At 70.5% G+C, this 16911-nt stretch carries 15 protein-coding genes; 2 read left to right on the top strand and 13 right to left on the bottom strand.

From position 1 onward, the window contains the following. Positions 1-130 precede the first annotated feature (130 nt). The 3 genes from FHR96_RS01960 to FHR96_RS01970 are packed head-to-tail and all read right to left on the bottom strand — an operon-like array spanning position 131 to position 2893. On the bottom strand, positions 131-523 hold the full coding sequence (locus FHR96_RS01960; RefSeq protein WP_183385952.1) for a RidA family protein: 393 nt from the start codon (positions 521-523) through the stop codon (positions 131-133). A gap of 44 nt (positions 524-567) precedes the next feature. Continuing rightward, positions 568-2028 carry an N-acyl-D-amino-acid deacylase family protein gene (locus FHR96_RS01965; protein ID WP_183385953.1) on the bottom strand — a complete coding sequence of 487 codons (1461 nt, stop codon included), beginning with the start codon at positions 2026-2028 and terminating at the stop codon, positions 568-570. 1 nt (position 2029) lies between these two features. Then, positions 2030-2893 carry a MurR/RpiR family transcriptional regulator gene (locus tag FHR96_RS01970; RefSeq protein ID WP_183385954.1) on the bottom strand — a complete coding sequence of 288 codons (864 nt, stop codon included), beginning with the start codon at positions 2891-2893 and terminating at the stop codon, positions 2030-2032. 206 nt (positions 2894-3099) lie between these two features. On the opposite strand from FHR96_RS01970, the gene FHR96_RS01975 reads away from it, so the two are divergent. Continuing rightward, complete coding sequence (locus FHR96_RS01975; RefSeq protein ID WP_183385955.1) at positions 3100-4344, top strand: amino acid deaminase; 1245 nt, start codon at positions 3100-3102, stop codon at positions 4342-4344. 244 nt (positions 4345-4588) lie between these two features. On the opposite strand, the gene modC is transcribed toward FHR96_RS01975, so the two are convergent. The 7 genes from modC to FHR96_RS02010 form a co-directional block, all read right to left on the bottom strand. Then, positions 4589-5716: a molybdenum ABC transporter ATP-binding protein gene (gene modC, locus FHR96_RS01980; protein ID WP_183385956.1), complete on the bottom strand. Its 1128-nt coding sequence runs from the start codon at positions 5714-5716 to the stop codon at positions 4589-4591. Positions 5717-5742: 26 nt separating this feature from the next. Then, positions 5743-6438 carry a molybdate ABC transporter permease subunit gene (gene modB / locus FHR96_RS01985; RefSeq protein ID WP_221195671.1) on the bottom strand — a complete coding sequence of 232 codons (696 nt, stop codon included), beginning with the start codon at positions 6436-6438 and terminating at the stop codon, positions 5743-5745. Positions 6439-6453: 15 nt separating this feature from the next. Further along, positions 6454-7260: a molybdate ABC transporter substrate-binding protein gene (modA, locus tag FHR96_RS01990; RefSeq protein WP_183385957.1), complete on the bottom strand. Its 807-nt coding sequence runs from the start codon at positions 7258-7260 to the stop codon at positions 6454-6456. A 94-nt stretch (positions 7261-7354) separates the two neighbouring features. Then, a complete protein-coding gene (locus FHR96_RS01995; RefSeq protein WP_183385958.1) occupies positions 7355-7726 on the bottom strand; it encodes a winged helix-turn-helix domain-containing protein in 372 nt (123 codons plus the stop codon). 51 nt (positions 7727-7777) lie between these two features. Next, entirely contained in the window at positions 7778-10045 is a 2268-nt protein-coding gene (locus FHR96_RS02000; RefSeq protein ID WP_183385959.1) for a helicase C-terminal domain-containing protein, read from the bottom strand. Next, on the bottom strand, positions 10042-11721 hold the full coding sequence (locus FHR96_RS02005; protein ID WP_183385960.1) for a VRR-NUC domain-containing protein: 1680 nt from the start codon (positions 11719-11721) through the stop codon (positions 10042-10044). The genes FHR96_RS02000 and FHR96_RS02005 overlap by 4 nt, the downstream gene beginning before the upstream one ends. 47 nt (positions 11722-11768) lie before the next feature. Then, positions 11769-12296 (bottom strand): retropepsin-like aspartic protease family protein, encoded by a 528-nt coding sequence (locus FHR96_RS02010; RefSeq protein WP_183385961.1) that lies wholly within the window; start codon positions 12294-12296, stop codon positions 11769-11771. Positions 12297-12394: 98 nt separating this feature from the next. On the opposite strand from FHR96_RS02010, the gene FHR96_RS02015 reads away from it, so the two are divergent. Continuing rightward, positions 12395-13009: a flavin reductase family protein gene (locus FHR96_RS02015; protein WP_183385962.1), complete on the top strand. Its 615-nt coding sequence runs from the start codon at positions 12395-12397 to the stop codon at positions 13007-13009. Between the two features lie 49 nt (positions 13010-13058). On the opposite strand, the gene FHR96_RS02020 is transcribed toward FHR96_RS02015, so the two are convergent. From FHR96_RS02020 to FHR96_RS02030, 3 genes are all read right to left on the bottom strand, one after another. Then, positions 13059-13232 carry a hypothetical protein gene (locus FHR96_RS02020; RefSeq protein ID WP_183385963.1) on the bottom strand — a complete coding sequence of 58 codons (174 nt, stop codon included), beginning with the start codon at positions 13230-13232 and terminating at the stop codon, positions 13059-13061. A gap of 170 nt (positions 13233-13402) precedes the next feature. Next, positions 13403-14758: an MFS transporter gene (locus FHR96_RS02025; RefSeq protein ID WP_183385964.1), complete on the bottom strand. Its 1356-nt coding sequence runs from the start codon at positions 14756-14758 to the stop codon at positions 13403-13405. Positions 14759-14874: 116 nt separating this feature from the next. Continuing rightward, complete coding sequence (locus tag FHR96_RS02030) at positions 14875-16902, bottom strand: CocE/NonD family hydrolase (RefSeq protein WP_183385965.1); 2028 nt, start codon at positions 16900-16902, stop codon at positions 14875-14877. Between the last annotated feature and the right edge of the window lie 9 nt (positions 16903-16911).

A 16911-nucleotide genomic window follows, 5' to 3' on the forward strand; every position in this document is an offset into this window, starting at 1 on the left:
CGGGTCCTTGCCGGGATCCGGCGCCTCCTGTTGTTCTTGGTATCGCGTTACTGGTTCGGGTTGTGGATGTTGCGTGTAATGTCGACGTCACGTGGCGTCCGGCGGCCCGTCTGCCTGCCGCCCCTGAGCGTCAGGCGCGGTCGGCGCGATAGCAGGTCAGGTCAACCTCGACCTTGCAGTCCACCACCAGGTCCTGGACGCTGCAGATGCGCGCCGGCGGATGATCGCGGAAGATCTCGGCGAACACCTTGTTGAACGACGAGAAGTAGCGCGCGTCGGTCAGCACCGCGGTGACGTGCACCACGTCCTCCACCGAATAGCCTGCCTCCCGGGCGATGCCCAGGGCATTGTCGAAGGCCAGCCGCGTCTGCTCGACGATGCCGCCCTCGACCACCTCGCCGTCGGTCATCGGGGTCTGACCCGACACCTTCAGCCAGCCGCCGGCTTCCACCGCGCGGGAGAACGGCAGCTTCTGGCCGCCGGTACCGACGCCGCCTTCGGCGCCATAGCGTGTAATGCTCATGGAATGTCCTCCTGATGGACGTGTTGATGATGAGAAATGGCGATCTACTGGCCGGGTGACGGGCTCAGCCTTACGCTTCGCCGCAGCATGCGCCCGGTGCGCGTCCTGCCCGGCGCGCCGTCGGCATAGGCCGTGGCCCCGTTGACCACTACGCGCAGGATGCCGCGAGCCGGCGACACCGGAGCGTCGTAGTCGGCGGTGTCCTCGAGTGATGCCAGGTCCAGCAGCACCAGGTCGGCGTAGGCGCCCTGGCGGATCTCGCCGCGGTCCACCAGGCCGAAGGTCGCCGCCGAGAGCCCGGTCATCTTGCGCACCGCCTCGGGCAGCGGCATCAGCGCCAGGTCGCGGCTGTAGTGGGCCAGCACTCGCGGGAAGGCACCCCACAGCCGGGGATGCGGATGCGGGTCGTTGGGCAGGCCGTCGGAGCCGACCATGGCCAGCGGGTGCGCCAGCACCCGGCGCATGTCGTCCTCGCTCATGTTGTGATAGACGGCCCCCGCCGGCTGCAGGTGTCGGGCGGCCTCCATCAGCGACAGCCCCCAGTCGCCGGCGATGTCGGCCAGCGACCGCCTGGCCTGCTCGGGGTGCGACCGCGACCAGGTGATGGTGATGGCGATCTCGTCGGTCACCTGGCCGAGGTCCAGGGTCGAGGAGCCGGCGGTGTAGGGGTAGCAGTCGCAGTGCACTCGCTGGCGCTCGGCGGCTCCCTCCAACTGGGCCAGGGCCCGCGGCGCCTGGCCCCAGTTGCCTGCCCCGGCGCACTTGAGGTGCGAGATGACCAGCGGTGCACCGCCCCGGCGCGCGGTGGCGAAGGCCTCGTCCATGGCCGCCGCCTGGCCGGCGAACTCGTCGCGCAGATGGGTGGTATAGAGGCCGCCGGCCTCGCCCACCGCCGTTACCAGCGGCGCCATCTCGCTGCCGGGAGCATGAAAGGCGTTGTGATAGGCGAGCCCGGAACTCAGGCCCATGGCGCCTTCCGCCAGCGCCTGCTCCAGTGCCGCGCGCATCCGCGCGATCTCGTCGGCGCTGGCGGGGCGGTGGAAGTCGTCCATGACCTGGCTGCGCAGGCTGGTGTGGCCGATCAGTGCCGCCACGTTGACCGCCGGCCGCGCCAGCTCCACCGCCTCGGCATAGGCCGCGAAGCTGGGGTAGGCGAAGTCGACCGCCTCGCCCAGCAGGTTCATGGGGTCCGGCACCTCGCCGGTCAGCGTCACCGGCGCGGCGCTGATGCCGCAGTTGCCCACCACCACCGTGGTCACGCCCTGGGAGAGCTTGGGCAGCATCTCGGGGGCGCGAATCACGTTGGTGTCGTCGTGGGTATGGACGTCGATGAACCCCGGGGTCAGATAGAGCCCACGGGCATCGATCGTCTCCTCGGCGTCGTGCCCCTCCAGGTCGCCCACGGCCACGATGCGCTGGCCATCCACGGCCACGTCGGCCGTATAGGGCGCACGCCCGGTGCCGTCGATCACCTCGGCGCGTCGGATCAGCAGGTCATGGCGCATCTCAGTCTCCCAGCGGCTGGCGGTTGTCGCCTCCGCGGTGGTCGTCGAGGGTGATCTTCAGGCGGCGCAGCTTGTCGCGCGCCTGGTCGCGATGGCGCAGGGCCAGCTCCAGGGCGAGGACATCGATGGCCGCCATCAGCGCATAGCGCGAGGCGGAGGGGTGCAGGATGAAATCGGTCTCGCGGGCGGCGATCGGCAGCACCACGTCGGCATTGTCGGCGAGCGGCGAGCCGACCGCGGTGATGGCGATCACCCGGGCGCCGTACTGGCGAGCAACCTGGGCCGACTCGACCATCTCGGGGGTGTAGCCCGACACCGAGAGCACCACCACCACGTCGGCGGGGTCCAGCGTCGAGGCCACCATCCGCGGCAGCAGCCCCTGGGGATAGGCGCTGACCGCATAGCCCAGCCGCACCAGGCGGAACTGCAGCTCCTGGCACATCACGCTGGAACCGCCGCCGCAGCCGAAGGCGATGATCTGACGGGCGCCGTCGAGGCTCTCCACTGCACCGGCCACGTCGGCCTCCAGCAGCAGCTCGCGGTTGAGCGCCAGGGTCTGGGTGGCGATGTCGTACACCACGCCCGGCCCCTCGGCGGGATCGGCATCCTGGATGAAGCGCCGCCCGGCGGCCAGGGCGCGGGTCAGGCGCAGCTTCAGGTCGCGCACGTTGGCGCAGCCCACCGAGCGCGAAAAGCGGGTCACCGTCGCCTCGCTCACGCCGGCCCGGTGGGCGATGCCGGTGATGCTGGCCTCGGTGACGAAATCGATGTCCTCGAAGATCAGCTCCGCCACCTTGCGCTCCGACTCGCTCAGCGAGCCAACGCTGGCGGTGATGCCGGAGAGAATGTCGATCTGTTGGCTCATGGGTCGGTTCCTCCGGCGTCGGGAGCGGTCGGGTTCGCTCGGCGACGCCTGCCGCTGGCATGGATCATGGGTTTCACGCTATGTTAGTTTCTAACAAGCAGTCAAGGTAATATGAAAATTTCAAACAAAAGTCGCAGCCACCGACGCATCGGGCCCACCATCGCGCTCGTATGATGGAGTCCCGCCGACCCTCACCGGAGCACCCCATGACGCACATCACACCCGACACCTCCCCCGCCTGGCAGGGCGGCCACAAGGGCACCCTGGAGACCGGCCGCGACCTGCTGGCCGATGTCAGCCTGCCCGCCGCCGTCATCCACGAGGCACCGCTGGCCCATAACCTCACCTGGATGCAGGACTTCGCCCGCCGCCACCGGGCCGAGCTGGCCCCCCACGGCAAGACGACCATGACGCCGGCGCTGTTCCGCCGCCAGCTCGAGGCCGGCGCCTGGGGTATCACCCTGGCCACTCTCCCCCAGTGCCGCGCCGCCTTCGCCGAGGGCGCGACGCGCCTGCTGCTGGCCAACCAGCTGGTCGGCCACGCCAACATGGCGATCGCCGTCGAACTGGTGCGCGCCGGCGCCGAGCTCTACGTGACGGTGGACGGCCACGCCAACGTGGCCGAGCTGGGCGAGGTCTTCGCTGCGGCCGGCCTGGCGCTGCCGGTGCTGATCGAGGTCGGGGTGGACGGCGGGCGCTGCGGCTGCCGCCGCGACGAGGACGTCATGGCGCTGGCTCGCGACATCGCCGCGCGGCCGGGGCTGATGCTGGCCGGCCTGGAGGGCTACGAGGGCGTGGTGCACGGCGACGATCCCGAGGCCGGCATCCGCGCCTACGCCGAGCGGCTGGTGGCCGGCGTCCGGCGGATCGCGCAGGAAGGCTTGTTCGGCGTCGAGGCGCCGATCGTCACCGCCTCGGGCTCGGCCTGGTACGACCTGATCGCCGAGGCCTTCCGCGACGGCGGGCTTGAGGGCCGCTTCACCCCGGTGCTGCGTCCGGGCTGCTATGTGGTACACGACCACGGCATCTATCGCGAGGCCCAGCGCGGCGTGCTGTCACGGCGCCCGGACCTGCACGAGGGACTGCGCCCGGCGCTCGAGGTGTACGCCCAGGTGCAGTCGCTGCCGGAGCCGGGGCTGGCCATCGTGGCGCTCGGCAAGCGCGACATCGGCGTCGACCAGCTCCCCGAGCCGCTGGCGCGCTATCGCGAAGGCGGCAGCGTCGCGGAACCCCTGTCGGTGGACGGCTGGCGGGTCACCAAGCTGATGGACCAGCACGCCTTCATCGCCCTGCCGGAAGGTGCCGGCGACGTGCGCGTTGGCGACGTGCGCGTTGGCGATATCATCGCCTTCGGCGCCTCCCACCCCTGCCTGACCTTCGACAAGTGGCGCCGGATCCACCTGGTCGATGAACGCCTGAACGTCATCGACACCTGGGCAACGTATTTTTAAGGTTCATCACGGACTAGCGTGAAGGCATTGAGATCATGGGAGATTCCACTCTCCATGGGGCTGAGCGCCGTCGCTCTTCGTGGGAGCGCAGCTTGCTGCGCGATCAGTGGCAATACCCCGGGCGCCTGACGGCGCCTTCGCCGATGCGTCGGACCGGATCTAAAGATCGCTCCCTCGAAGAGCACTCCCAGCATGCCAAACTGGGCTGTGCAGTGGCTTCACGCTGATCGGCGATGAATAATTTTTAACCCCGGCGAGTATCGAAGGACACGCTGCGCACCAGGGCGACAACCGACGTGCCGGTCGTGAGCCCCATCTCGTCGAGAGACTTGCGGGTCAGGCGGGCACGCAGCACCTGCTCGCCGAGCCGCAGACGCAGTTCCACGGCGGCCCGCCCCGGTTGCGGCGGGCCGATCTCCTCGACCGTGGCATGCAGCCGATTGCGGTAGCTGGTGGCGCCGGGCTCGTCGAGGGCCAGCGCCACCTCGCGCACCGGAATGCGCACCCGCAGCCGGCTACCGGGGGCGGCGTCCACGATGGGAATGGTCAGCGGCTGACCGTCGGGCAGGCGCAGCCGGGTCAAGGCATAGTGCGGCTCGTGGCCGTCCACCGTCGCCGTGATCAGCGAAGCGGCATCGAAGCCACCGAGCTGGTCGGTGAGTTCGAAGCGGGTCAGCAGGTCATCGAGCGGCCCATGAGCCAGGACCCGACCCTGCTCGAGCAGTACCAGGTGATCGGCGATGGCGATCAGTTCGTCGGTCTCGTGGCTGACGTAGACGATGGGAATATCGATGTCACGGGCCAATCGGGCGATGTAGTCCAGCAGTTCCTGCTTGCGAGCCCCGTCGAGACCGGTCAGCGGCTCGTCCATCAGCAGCAGTCGCGGCTCGCTGAGCAGCGCCCTGCCGATCGCTACCCGGCGCGCCTCGCCGCCGGAAAGGGTCGCCGGAAAACGCTCCAGCAGATGCCCGATCCCCAGCAGCTCGACGATGTCGTCCAAGCGCGCCCGCGCCGTACCGCGCATGCCGTAGGCAAGATTGCCGCGCACCCGGTAGTGGGGAAACAGCCGCGCCTCCTGGAACACCACCCCGAGACGCCGGCGATGAGGCGGCACGAACCGTCGACGCCGGGTATCGGTCAGGGTCTCGTGGCCGAGCCGAATGCTGCCGCTGTCGGGGCGATCGAGGCCGGCGATCAGGCGCAGCAGGCTGGTCTTGCCGCTGCCGGAGGGGCCGAACAGCGCCGTGACGCCGCTGGCGGGCAACGTCAGCGACGCCTCGAGGCGAAAGCCCCCCTGACGCTTGTCGACCGTCAGTTGGAGATCGTCCCGGCGCTGCGGATGCAGATCATGGGTCGGGGTAATCGAGGACATGGACGACGGCCTGGTGGAAGGAAGTGTCAGCCATCGCGCTCACTCAGGCGACGGCGGGCATGGCGGGCCAGCCACTCAGAGGCCAGCAGAGAGAGCATGGCGATGACGATCGAGAGCACGCACAGGCGGGCCGCAGCGGCCTCCGCACCGGGCGTCTGGATCAGCGTGTAGAGCGCCAGCGGCAGGGTACGGGTTTCGCCGGGAATATTGGCCGCGAAGGTGATGGTGGCGCCGAACTCCGACAGCGCACGGGCGAAGGCCAGCACGCCCCCGGTCAGCAGTCCGGGAAAGGCCAACGGCAGGGTGATGGTGAAGAACACCCGCCAGCGGCCGGCACCCAGGGTGCTGGCGGCGGCCTCGAGCTTGACGTCGACCGCCTCCAGCGACAGGCGCACGGCGCGCACCAGCAGCGGGAAGGCCATCACCCCGCCGGCCACCGCCGCGCCCTGCCAGGTGAACGGCAGGGTGACTCCGAACCACTGGTCCAGCCACTGTCCCAGCCAGCCCTGGCGGCCCAGCGACAGCAGCAGCAGGTAGCCGACCACGACGGGCGGCAGCACCAGCGGCAGGTGCAGCACGCCGTCGAGCAGCGCCTTGCCGCGGAACTCGCGGCGCGCCATCAGCCAGGCCAGGGCCACGCCGGGCACCAGGATCCAGCCGACCGCGACGCCGGCGACCCGCAGGCTGATCAGGATGGCCTGCCACTCGGCCTCGGAGAGCATCAGCGCCGCCATCGATCACTCGCCGTCGCCGGCGGCGGGCGAGAAGCCGAAATCGGTGAACACCGCCAGCGAGGCATCGCTGCCCAGCCAGTCGCGAAACGCCTGGGCGGCATCGCTGGCCGGCGGGTCGACCAATGCCACCGGATAGGTGATCGGCGCATGGCTATCCGCCGGAAACAGCCCCAGCAGGCTCACCTTGTCGCTGGCGCCGGCATCGGTCTGGTAGACGATGCCCAGCGGTGCCTCGCCTCGCTCGACCAGCGCCAGGGCGGCGCGAACGTTGTCGGCGCGGGCCAGTCGCGGGGCCAGCGCCTCCCACTCGCCGAGGGATTCGAGCGCCTGCCGGGCATAGATGCCTGCCGGCACGTGATCGGGATCGCCCACCGACAGGCGCTGGTCGTCCTCGAGCAAGGCCGCCAGCGTTTGCCCCTCGCCGGGGGTGACGTCGTCCAGGCCGCTGTGCGGCGAGGCGATCAGCGCCAGGCGATTGCGCAGCAGGTCCTGGCGATCCGCCAGCTCGATGCCCTGCTCTCCCAGCCAGTCCATCCACTTCTCGTTGGCCGAGAAATACAGGTCGGCCGGTGCGCCGTTGGCCACCTGGCGCGCTGCCGTGGAGGACGAAGCGTAGACCGGCACCACGTTGACGTCATGGCTCGACTCGTAGCGCTCGATGGCGGCATTCAAGGCATCGGTCAGCGAGGCGGCTGCGAACACCTTGACCGTCGGTTCGGCCTGGGCAAGCGGAACGACGCCCAGCAGGCCAAGCAACAGCATGCCGCTGGCCCGGGCGAAGACGCGCTGATGGCGTTGGATGGTCGACATGACGACTCCCGTTGTGTACGACTGGAAATAGCGGAAATACCATAGTCGTTCGACCGGGCGCTGCCAAGTGCCGGCCACGACGCGCACCACGGCCTCAGTCGTCTCCGCTGGCCGTGATCAGCTCGAGCAGCGCCCGGGCATCGTCGCAGGCCTCGGGGTCCAGCCGGCGCTGCAGGGTCCGGTAGCGGGCCAGCAGTTCCTCGCCCAGCGGCGTGAGGTGCGCCCCGCCACGTCGGCTTCCCCCGGTGCTGGTGGCGATCACCTCGCCCGGCAAGTGACGATTCATGGTCTCGATCAGCTGCCAGGCCTTCTTGTAGCTCATGTTCAGCGACCGGCTCGCCGCGGAGATCGAGCCCTCGCGGGCGATCGCCGCCAGCAGGTCGGCCTTGCCGGGTCCCAGCACCACATCGCGGTCGGCGACCAGCCGCAGTTGGAAGGTGGGGCGATCATGGCGGGTTCGGGTCATGGGCGTTTCCTCATCGACAGGGGAATGGGCAGGCCAGGCCACGGGCAAGGGTCAGGGCGCGAGGCGCCACCAGTCGGGCAGCAGCGCGCGATTCTCGGCGCGGTCGAAGCGATCGTCCATCAACACCACCACGCCGCGATCCTCGGGACCGCGGATCACCCGCCCGGCGGCCTGGACCACCTTGATCATGCCCGGCACCCGATAGGCATAGTCATGGCCGCGCCCGAAGCGCGCCTCGAGCCGCGCCTCCAGCGCCGCGTGGTAGGCATCGAAGGGGGGCAGGCCGAGGCTGGCGACGAAGGCGCCGACCAACCGCTCGCCGGGCAGGTCGATGCCCTCGGCGAAGGCGCCGCCGAGCACGGCGAAGGCAACGCCCGTCTCGCCGGGCACGAAGCCGGCCAGGAAGGCCTCGCGCTCGGCCTCGTCCATGCCGCGGCGCTGGGCGCGCACCGGTATCTCGGGACAGGCCTCGCGAAAGCGCGCCAGCGCCGCTTCCAGGTAGGCGAAGCTGCTGAAGAAGGCCAGGTAGTGGCCCGGCCGGCGCCGGAACTGGCCGGCCAGCTCGGCGACGATGGGGGCGAGCGACGCCTCGCGGTCGCGCAGCCGGGTGGAGACATCCGAGCGCAGCCGCACCTCGAGCTGCTCGGCGACGAAGGGCGCCGGCACGCTTCGCGTCACGGCGTCGCCGGGCAGGCCCAGCAGGTCGCGATGATAGCCCGGCGGGCTCAGGGTCGCCGAGAACAGCACCGCGCAGCGAGCGGCGCGAAAACGCGGCGCCAGGAAGTCCGCCGGCACCAGGTTGCGGATCGCCAGTCTCGCCCGACCGCGGCCGTGACGCTCGAGCTCGCACAGCGAATGCTCACCAAAGGTCTCGGCACGGCGAGCGAACGCCAGCGCCTCGAACAGGAACTCCTGCAGCGCCGGGTCGACGCCCGTCGGATGCTCGCCCAGGTAGTCGGTGATCGCCGCCACCGCCTGCTGCAGGGCGCCGAGCAGTCCCCCCGGCACCGCCTCCAGCGCCTGCCACTCGCGTTCCTCGACCTCGCGCAGCAGCGCCTGCCAGTGCCGCGACAGTCGCGAAAGCGGCTTGGACAGCGCCGGCGGCGAGGCCTTGCGCAGCCGGTTGAGCCGGCGCTGGTCGAGCGACGCGCTGTACATGCCGCGGGCCCGGTCGACCAGGTTATGGGCCTCGTCCACCAGCACGCCCAGGCGCGAGCCATCCGCCTGCATCAGACCGTGGATCAGGGCGCCGTCGTCGAAGTAGTGATTGACGTCGCCGACCAGCACGTCGGCCCAGCGTGCCAGCTCCTGGCCCAGGTAGTAGGGGCAGACGCCGTGCTCGAGCGCCAGCTCACGCAACGACGCGCGATCCCAGAAGCCCCGGGCCACGGCGTCGCGCCGCGCCGCCGGCAGCCGGTCGTAGAAGCCTCGGGCCAGCGGGCAGGACTCGCCGTGGCAGGCGCGGTCGGGATGCTCGCAGGCCTTGTCGCGCGCCACCAGCTCGAGCACCCGCAGCGGCAGCCGGTCGGCCTCGTCGGCGGCGCCCAGGTCGCTCAGGGCATCCAGCGCCAGGCGCCGCCCCGGCGTCTTCATGGTCAGGAAGGCCAGGCGGTCGAGGCCCTGGCGCGGCATGGCGGCCAGCAGCGGATAGAGGGTGCCGAGCGTCTTGCCGATGCCGGTGGGCGCCTCCGCCAGCAGGCAACGGCCGGTAGCGGCGGCGCGATAGGCGTCCTCGGCCAGATTGCGCTGGCCGGGGCGGAAGTCATCGTGGGGAAAGACCAGCGCGCCGAGGGCCGCGTCCCGCGCCGCGCGATGCTCGGCCTCCTGATCGGCCCATTCGGCATAGGCCCGGCAGTGGGCCGCGAGACGCGCCCAAAGCTCGTCGGCGCCGGCCTCGCGAGTCAGCACGGTCTCGCGACCGGTGGCGATATCCAGGTAGACCAGCGCCAGCGTCACCGCGGCCAGGCCGCGCTCGGCGCACAGCAGCGCGCCGTAGGCCTCGACCTGGGCCCAGTGCAGGGCGCGCTGGTTGGCGGCCATGCGTTCGAGGCTGCCGCGATGCGTCTTGACCTCCTCCAGGCGATTGGCCGCGGGGTCGAAGCCGTCGGCGCGGCCGCCGACGGTCAGCCCCTCGACGCTGGCGGACAGCGCCACCTCGGCCTCATAGCCATCTCCGCGCCGGCTGCGCACCCGAGCATGCCCCTCGATGCCCTCCCGGGCGCTGGGCGCCGGGGTGAAGCGGTGGTCCAGATCACCCTCGCGGGCGGTGAACTCGCACAGCGCCCGCACGGCGACGCGGCGATCAGCCGGCTCGCTCACGGTTCCTCCCAGCGCACGTGGCTGACCGCCACCGGAATGTCATGGGCGTGGAAGAAGGCCAGCCAGCGGCGCTGGTTGTCCTGCAGCCGATCGCCCGGCCCCTTGACCTCGATCAGCCGGTAGCCGGGACTTTCGGTATCGCTGCCGGGCAGGAACTGGATCAGGTCCGGCAGGCCGGCGCGATTGGTGCGCGGATCGTCGAGCAGGCGTTCGAAGCAGGCCCGCAGGTGTGCCGGCGGAATGGCGACCAGGGCCCGCTCCAGTAGCGCCTCGTCGATCGCCCCCCAGTGCACGAAGGGCGAGGCCAGGCCCCACTTGTCGCGGAAGCGATCGCGGATGGTGGCTCGATAGCGCCCGTCGTCGAGCTCGGCCAGGCAGGCGTCGAACAGGGCGCGGCGCCGGGCCACGAAGTCCTCGCGGCCGAGATCGGCGGGGCCGCTGTGGAAGGGGTGGAAGAAGGCGCCGGGCAGCGGCGCGAAGATCGCCTGCCAGCACAGCAGGCCGAACAGCCCGGTGATCAGGGCGTTCTCGACGTAATGCACCGGCGCCTCGGGCGTGGCCAGATGCTCGGCCACCGCGCATTCGACGCCGCCGGGAGAGGAAGGCAGCGTCAGGTCGAGCCGCTCGGGCACCGGCTCCGTTTCGCGGGGCGGCGACGGCAGGCCCAGCTTGCGGCACAGCCGAGGATGCAGGCGGGCCAGCGCCTGGCGCTCGGCCTCGTTCACCGACTCGGCCGCCTCGATCAGCCGATGGGCCAGCGCGAACTCGCCGCGCCGCTCGAGCAGGCGCAGCCGGCGAACGCGCGCCTCGCCGAGCCCGGCGGCCGCATAACCTTCCAGCGCCGCTTCGGCCTGGCCCCGGCGCTCGGCCTCGCGGCCCAGCTTCAGCAGCAGCCGCGCCCGACGGGCGGCCAGCCAGGCGTTGTCGGGCACAGGCGGCACCTCGGCGGCCAGTGCGACCGGGCACTCGCCGTCGTCGAGCCGTTCACGCAGACGATGCAATGCCAGGTAGGCGTCGACCTCGTCGCGGCGCTGGAAGGCGCGGGAATCCGCGCCGAAGGGCACGCTCTCGAAGCGCTGCAGGCCGAGCTCGGCGAGCACGAACTCCGCCCAGTCCTGACGCAGGTTGCCGAAGAACATCAGCCGCAGCCGGTCACAGAGCGCCATCAGGGTCAGGCGCACCACGCGATCCGGCGCCGCAGGCCACCAGTCCTCCAGCCGGCGAGGTTCGAGCCCGCGCTCGGCCATGGCCGCGTGCAGCGCGCCCTTGGCGACGCTTCCGGGCAGGCCGGCCGCGGCGATCTCGCCGGCCAGAGCGTGGCGCAACTCGGCCAGGCGCAACTGGCGAAACAGCTCGTCGAGGGGCAGCGCCGGGGCGTCATCGACCCAGCCGGCCTCTAGCAGAGGGCCAAGCGCCGCCGCGGCGTCACCGATCTCGTCGTAGGCCAGTCGCGAGACGCGAAAGTGCTCGCCCTTGCGCATCACCATGCGCACCAGCAGCGCCCGCGCCCCCCGGGGCAGGGTCGGGAAATCGGCGAGGAAGGCACGCTCGGGCTCGCTGAGCAGATCGCCATGGCGCGCGGCCACCCAGTCCAGCACGCACTGGAAGTTCGCCAGGTAGTAGAAGGGATCGTCCAGGGAGGCCGTGAGCGCGGCGGCGGACGTGACGCTGTTCATGGCACCATGGTATCAGTCCCGCGCCGGCGGGTGAGCCCTTGCGTCACTCAGCCCTTGTCCTTTTCGGGCAGGCGAAGGGTCAGGGTATCGCCGCGCATCTGAAGGTCGAAGCGCCCCAGGAAGCTCATCCCCAGCAGCACCACGCCATCCTCGATCCCGGGCACGATGGCCCCGCGCACGTCGTGGGCGACCAGCCCGCCGAGCCGCACCTCGTCGAGGCGGGTGAAGCGCCCGCTGACGCGCCCGTTGGCGGTGGAAAATCTGGCCTCGCCGAGCCGCGGCAGGTCGAGCCGCTCGGCCAGCTCGGCCGGCACGGCCACCTGGGTGGCACCGGTATCGAGCAGCATGGTCACCGCCTCGCCGTTGAGTCGCCCGGTAGCCACGAAATGGCCGGCGGCGTTGCGCGTCAGGTTCAAGGGGGCGCCGTCCACCGACTCGACCAGTTGGGCATTGGGGTTCATCCGTTCCTCGAGCATGCCCTGGAACCACCAGGTCCCAAGCCCGATGAACAGCACCCAGAAGGCCAGCATCATGCCGAGCCCCGTGCGTTTCACCTCGCTGCCGCGCTCGCCCATCGCGTGCTCTCCTCGCCCTTACCCGGCATCATCATGACACTGGACGCCCGAGGCTGCCCATGCTGGGATGGGCCTTTCGTCAGCTGCCAGGACGTCCCATGAGCGACACCAGCCCCACCGCCGCCGCGCTCGATGCCGGCACCCTCTACCGACTGTTTTCCGGCGCCATCGCCCCGCGCCCCATCGCCTGGGTCTCCACCATCGATGCCGAGGGCCGTGCCAACCTGGCGCCTTTCTCGTTCTTCAACGTGGCCAGCGTCGACCCGCCGGTGCTGGCGTTCTCGCCGCTGCTCGACGGCGAGGGCAATGCCAAGGACACCCTGCGCAACCTAGACGAGGTCGGCGAGTGCGTGATCCATATCGGCGGCGAGGCGCTGGCCGAGCCGCTCAACGCCACCAGCGCAAGCCTGCCCCGCGGCGAGGACGAGTTCGAGCACGCCGGCCTCTCCAAGGCCGCACTGGGGGAACTCAGGGTGCCGCGCATCGCCGAGGCGCCGGTGGCCTTCGGCTGCCGACTGCGCGAGGTGATCCGTTTCGGCGACCGCCCGCGGGCCGGCAACCTGGTACTGGCCGAGGTGGTGGAGGTCCACGCCGATCCAAGCGTCTGGGACGGTCGCCACGTGGACATCGACGCCCTGCGTCCGATCGGCCGACTGGCGGGCGCCGACTACAGCCGAACTACCGATCGCTTCGCCCTCGAGCGGCCGCAATGACCCCGCGCGTGCCCGACACGGGGGCGCCGTCGGGCAGCGACGTCCGGGGCTAGGCCCGTGCCCGGAGAGCAGCGATGTGTCCCGCCCATGAGCGAGCGGCGTCCCCGGGGCCCGCCGCCGGGGCAACCGTTGAGCCCGCATCGGCCCGCGCCATGTCCATGCCCACCAGGATGGCCAGCGAGATCAGCACGTAGGCGGCGAAGCGTTTCCATGCCCGGATCATGCGAGCCTCCTCACGGCGTCATGGCCGATGAAAGACTGGCGGGCGCGGCGGTCGTGCATGGCCGCCGAGGCGGCGACGAAGGAGTTCAGCGTTGGCATGGCGTGTTCTTGTGTCCTTGAGTGAACCCCTAGCATACCAAAGCTTGGCGAAGCCCCTGATGCGACTCGGCGTCACCGGCCATTGCGGGCTTCCCAGTCCCTCGCCGCCTGCATCCCGCGAGACTGGCTCACGCCCAGGCAGATCAGGATCGCGACGATGAACAACGCCGCGCAGAGCAGGATCGAGGCCTGGAGCCCGACCACCGACTGCAGCACCCCCAGGGCGACGATGCCCACCACCCCGGCAAGCTTGTTGGCCAGGCCCCAGAAGCCGAAGAACTCGGCGGCCTTGCGGCTGGGCGAGAACAGCCCCACCAGGGCGCGGCTGGCGGACTGGCTCGAGCCCAGGCTGAGCCCCGCCAGGCAGCCGACCAGCAGGAACAGGTGCTGGGCCTGCCAGTCGAGGCCGAGCGCGGCGTTGAACCAGGCGGTGAGCGACGGCGTCGCCCAGATGGCCAGAATCGCCGCCACCCACAGCACCAGGGTGATCAGGTAGGTGACCCGGGTGCCGATGCGGTCCTGGATGGCGCCGAAGCCGATCGCCCCGGCGGCGGCGGTGACCTGCACGATGATGAACATCAGGTTGCGGATCGACTCGTCCCAGCCGATTACCTGGGCACCGTAGATGAAGGCAAAGGCGATGATGATGTAGACACCTGCCATGGAGAACAGCAGCGACACCAGGAAGGTGGCCAGATCGCGAAAGCGACGCAGCTCGTGGAGGGTGGTCGAGACCCGCTGCCAGGCGATCGCCCGGTAAGAGAGCGCGACGGGCTGCGGCGTGCCGCGCTCCTTCACCCACAGGAAGGTGGGGATGGCGGTGATCAGGAAGAAGCCGGCGGCGAAGGGCCCGACCCAGCGGATGCGCTCGAAGTTCTCGGCGCTGGCCTCGCCCAGCACCACCAGGGTGAAGCCGGCGGCGAACAGCCCGCCGACGTAACCCAGCGCCCAGCCGAAGCCGGAGATGCGACCCAGCGACTCGGGTGGGCCGAGCCCCGGCAGGAAGGCGGCGATGAAGGACTCGCCCATCGAGTAGGCGTAGTTCGAGACCACGATCAGGATCAGCCCCAGCCACACGTAGCCCGGGGCGACGAAATAGAGCAGCGCCGTGGCGACGATGGTGACCACGTAGCTGGCGAACAGGAAGCGCTTCTTCTCCGCCCGATAGTCCATCACCGCGCCGCACAGCGGGCCGGTGATCACCACCAGCAGGTAGCTGATCGCCAGCGCCAGGCTCCACAGGAAGTTGGCCAGCCGGTAGCCGTCGCCGCGGTCGCCGACGATCACCGTGGTGAACAGCTCGCCGAACACCACGGTGATGATCAGCAGGGTGTAGGCCTGGTTGGCGAAGTCGAACATCGCCCAGCCCAGGATCTCCTTGCGCGAAGCCCAGGGCTTGGCGGGCGCATCGGTGGCGGTCACGCTCATGGGGGGCATCCCTGTCGAGAAAGAGGCCAAGATAGCAGCCGCGCATCTCGCCGACTATCGACGTCGGGTTTCCTCTTCGACCTGCTCCCGGCGCCCCTCGGTGCTCGTGGGTCGCGCTACACCAGGTCCCGCGGGATCGTCTCGTCCCAGGTGCGAGCGAAGATGCGGGTCTCGCCTTCCCAGGCGTCCAGGGTGGCGCGCAGCCGGAAGTTGTCCGGATCGCTGGTCATCAGGGTGCGGGTCAGGGTGCGCACCTCCCAGTCGCCGCGCTTGAAGCTGCGCTCCCACTCGGTCCAGCCGCTGACGCTGTCGTAGCTGCCGTAGGCGTAGCGGTAGCGCTCGGTGACCCGGGCGGCGATCTCCAGGTCGATGTCGTCGAGCCGATAGCGCCCCTCGTCGTTGATCACCTCGAGCGTCGTCTGGTCGTTGGCCAGGTCGCGGATCACCCGCCAGCTCTCCTGGGTCGGCTGGATCAGGGTCTTGGCGATCGGTGCCGCACCTTCCGGCTCGAGGAAGGCCGGCAATGCGGCCTCCTCCACCGGCTGCGGCGCGCGCACCGGCAGCACCAGCCGGCTGCGCCCGGGGCACAGGGTCAGCTTGACCGGCCGCGGCGCCGGCCAGGCCAGCGGCCAGTAGCTGGTGGAGAGCGCCAGGCGAATGGCATGGCCGACCGGGAACTGCTGGGCGATGTGCTTGAGCGTGACGGTCACCCGGTAGCGTTGCCCCGGCACCAGCGGCTCGGGCTGCTCGTCGCTGTCGCGATGGGTGAGGTTCAACAGGCCGTAGGAGACCCGAGTGGCCTTGTCATCCTCGGCGACATCGCTCAGCCGCAGCGCCACCATGGCCACCGGCTGGTCGGCCTCGAGCTCGAGCTCGACGGTCGGCGCCCCGCAGATCTCCACCGTTTCCTCGAGCCGCGGAGTCTGGAAGATCAAGGCCCCGCCGTCCTCGTCGCGCTGGTCGTGGGGCAGGTCGGGCGGCGCATTGTAGGAGCACCACTTGCCGGCGTAGAGCCCCACCGAGAGCGGCGAGCGAATGGCGAGCTCGGCCGCGTCATCGACGCCCTCGGCCTCCGGCAGCAGGTCGTGGCCGGCGGTGAGCCGGAAAGAGGCCGGCACGATGCGCGGCGACGGCCAGCTCGGCTCGGCCACCCACCGCCCGGGGCGCATTTCATAGCGCGCCGAGGGCGGCACCGATTCCTGCATCCACACTCTCAGCATGGGCTCGTCCATGATCCCGGTGTCGCGGCCCTTGAGCCACTGGTCCCACCAGCGCAGCGACTCCTGGAGGAAACCGATGGCCGGCCCCGGCACGCCCAGGTGCGGGTACTTGTGGGCCCAGGGCCCGACCAGCCCCTTGCGCGGCACGTCGAGGCCGGCCAGCAGCCGGAACACGGCGTTGCAGTAGCCGTCGGCCCAGCCGCTGATGGCGTAGACCGGACAGCGGATGGCCGAGAAGTCCTCGCACACCGAGCCGTGCCGCCAGTAGGCATCGCGGCGCTGGTGCTCGAGCCACTGGGCCAGCCACAGGCCGCTGCCGTCGAGCCGCTCGAGCCACATCTCCCGCCAGCGCTCACCGACCAGTATCGGATCCGGCGGGCAGGCGTTACCGTCGAACATGGTCGAGGCCCAGGACAGGTTGTCACCCAGCAGGCAGCCGCCCATGTGATGGATGTCGTCGGCGTAGCGATCGTCGGTGGAGCACAGGGTGATCACCGCCTTGAGCGCCGGCGGGCCCAGGGCGGCAATCTGCAGGCCGTTGAAGCCGCCCCAGGAGATGCCCACCATGCCGACCTCGCCGCTGCACCAGGGTTGGGCTACCAGCCACTCGATGATCGCCACGCCGTCGGCCAGCTCCTCGGGCAGGTACTCGTCGGTGAGCACGCCGTCGGACTCCCCGGTGCCGCGAATGTCGACCCGTACCCCGGCATACCCGTGGCCGGCCCAGTAGGGGTGGCTCTGGACATCGCGGGCGGCGGTGAGGTCGCGCTTGCGGTACGGCAGGTACTCGAGGATCGCCGGCACCGGATGTGCCTCGGCATCCACCGGCCGCCAGATGCGCGCCGCCAGCCGGGTGCCGTCGGCCATGGGAATCCAGGTTTCCTCCTCCCGCACCACGCGGGGAAAATCAACGACGATGCGCATCCCTGTCCT

It is taken from the genome of Halomonas organivorans (assembly GCF_014192055.1).
Taxonomy (GTDB): Bacteria; Pseudomonadota; Gammaproteobacteria; order Pseudomonadales; family Halomonadaceae; genus Halomonas; species Halomonas organivorans.

Excerpts from the sequence above, each read along its gene's own strand:
- FHR96_RS01960 (WP_183385952.1), bottom strand. The coding sequence starts at position 523 with ATGAGCATTACACGCTATGGCGCCGAAGGCGGCGTCGGTACCGGCGGC.
- FHR96_RS01965 (WP_183385953.1), bottom strand. The coding sequence starts at position 2,028 with ATGCGCCATGACCTGCTGATCCGACGCGCCGAGGTGATCGACGGCACC.
- FHR96_RS01970 (WP_183385954.1), bottom strand. The coding sequence starts at position 2,893 with ATGAGCCAACAGATCGACATTCTCTCCGGCATCACCGCCAGCGTTGGC.
- FHR96_RS01975 (WP_183385955.1), top strand. The coding sequence starts at position 3,100 with ATGACGCACATCACACCCGACACCTCCCCCGCCTGGCAGGGCGGCCAC.
- modC (WP_183385956.1), bottom strand. The coding sequence starts at position 5,716 with ATGTCCTCGATTACCCCGACCCATGATCTGCATCCGCAGCGCCGGGAC.
- modB (WP_221195671.1), bottom strand. The coding sequence starts at position 6,438 with ATGCTCTCCGAGGCCGAGTGGCAGGCCATCCTGATCAGCCTGCGGGTC.
- modA (WP_183385957.1), bottom strand. The coding sequence starts at position 7,260 with ATGTCGACCATCCAACGCCATCAGCGCGTCTTCGCCCGGGCCAGCGGC.
- FHR96_RS01995 (WP_183385958.1), bottom strand. The coding sequence starts at position 7,726 with ATGACCCGAACCCGCCATGATCGCCCCACCTTCCAACTGCGGCTGGTC.
- FHR96_RS02005 (WP_183385960.1), bottom strand. The coding sequence starts at position 11,721 with ATGAACAGCGTCACGTCCGCCGCCGCGCTCACGGCCTCCCTGGACGAT.
- FHR96_RS02010 (WP_183385961.1), bottom strand. The coding sequence starts at position 12,296 with ATGGGCGAGCGCGGCAGCGAGGTGAAACGCACGGGGCTCGGCATGATG.
- FHR96_RS02015 (WP_183385962.1), top strand. The coding sequence starts at position 12,395 with ATGAGCGACACCAGCCCCACCGCCGCCGCGCTCGATGCCGGCACCCTC.
- FHR96_RS02020 (WP_183385963.1), bottom strand. The coding sequence starts at position 13,232 with ATGATCCGGGCATGGAAACGCTTCGCCGCCTACGTGCTGATCTCGCTG.
- FHR96_RS02025 (WP_183385964.1), bottom strand. The coding sequence starts at position 14,758 with ATGAGCGTGACCGCCACCGATGCGCCCGCCAAGCCCTGGGCTTCGCGC.
- FHR96_RS02030 (WP_183385965.1), bottom strand. The coding sequence starts at position 16,902 with ATGCGCATCGTCGTTGATTTTCCCCGCGTGGTGCGGGAGGAGGAAACC.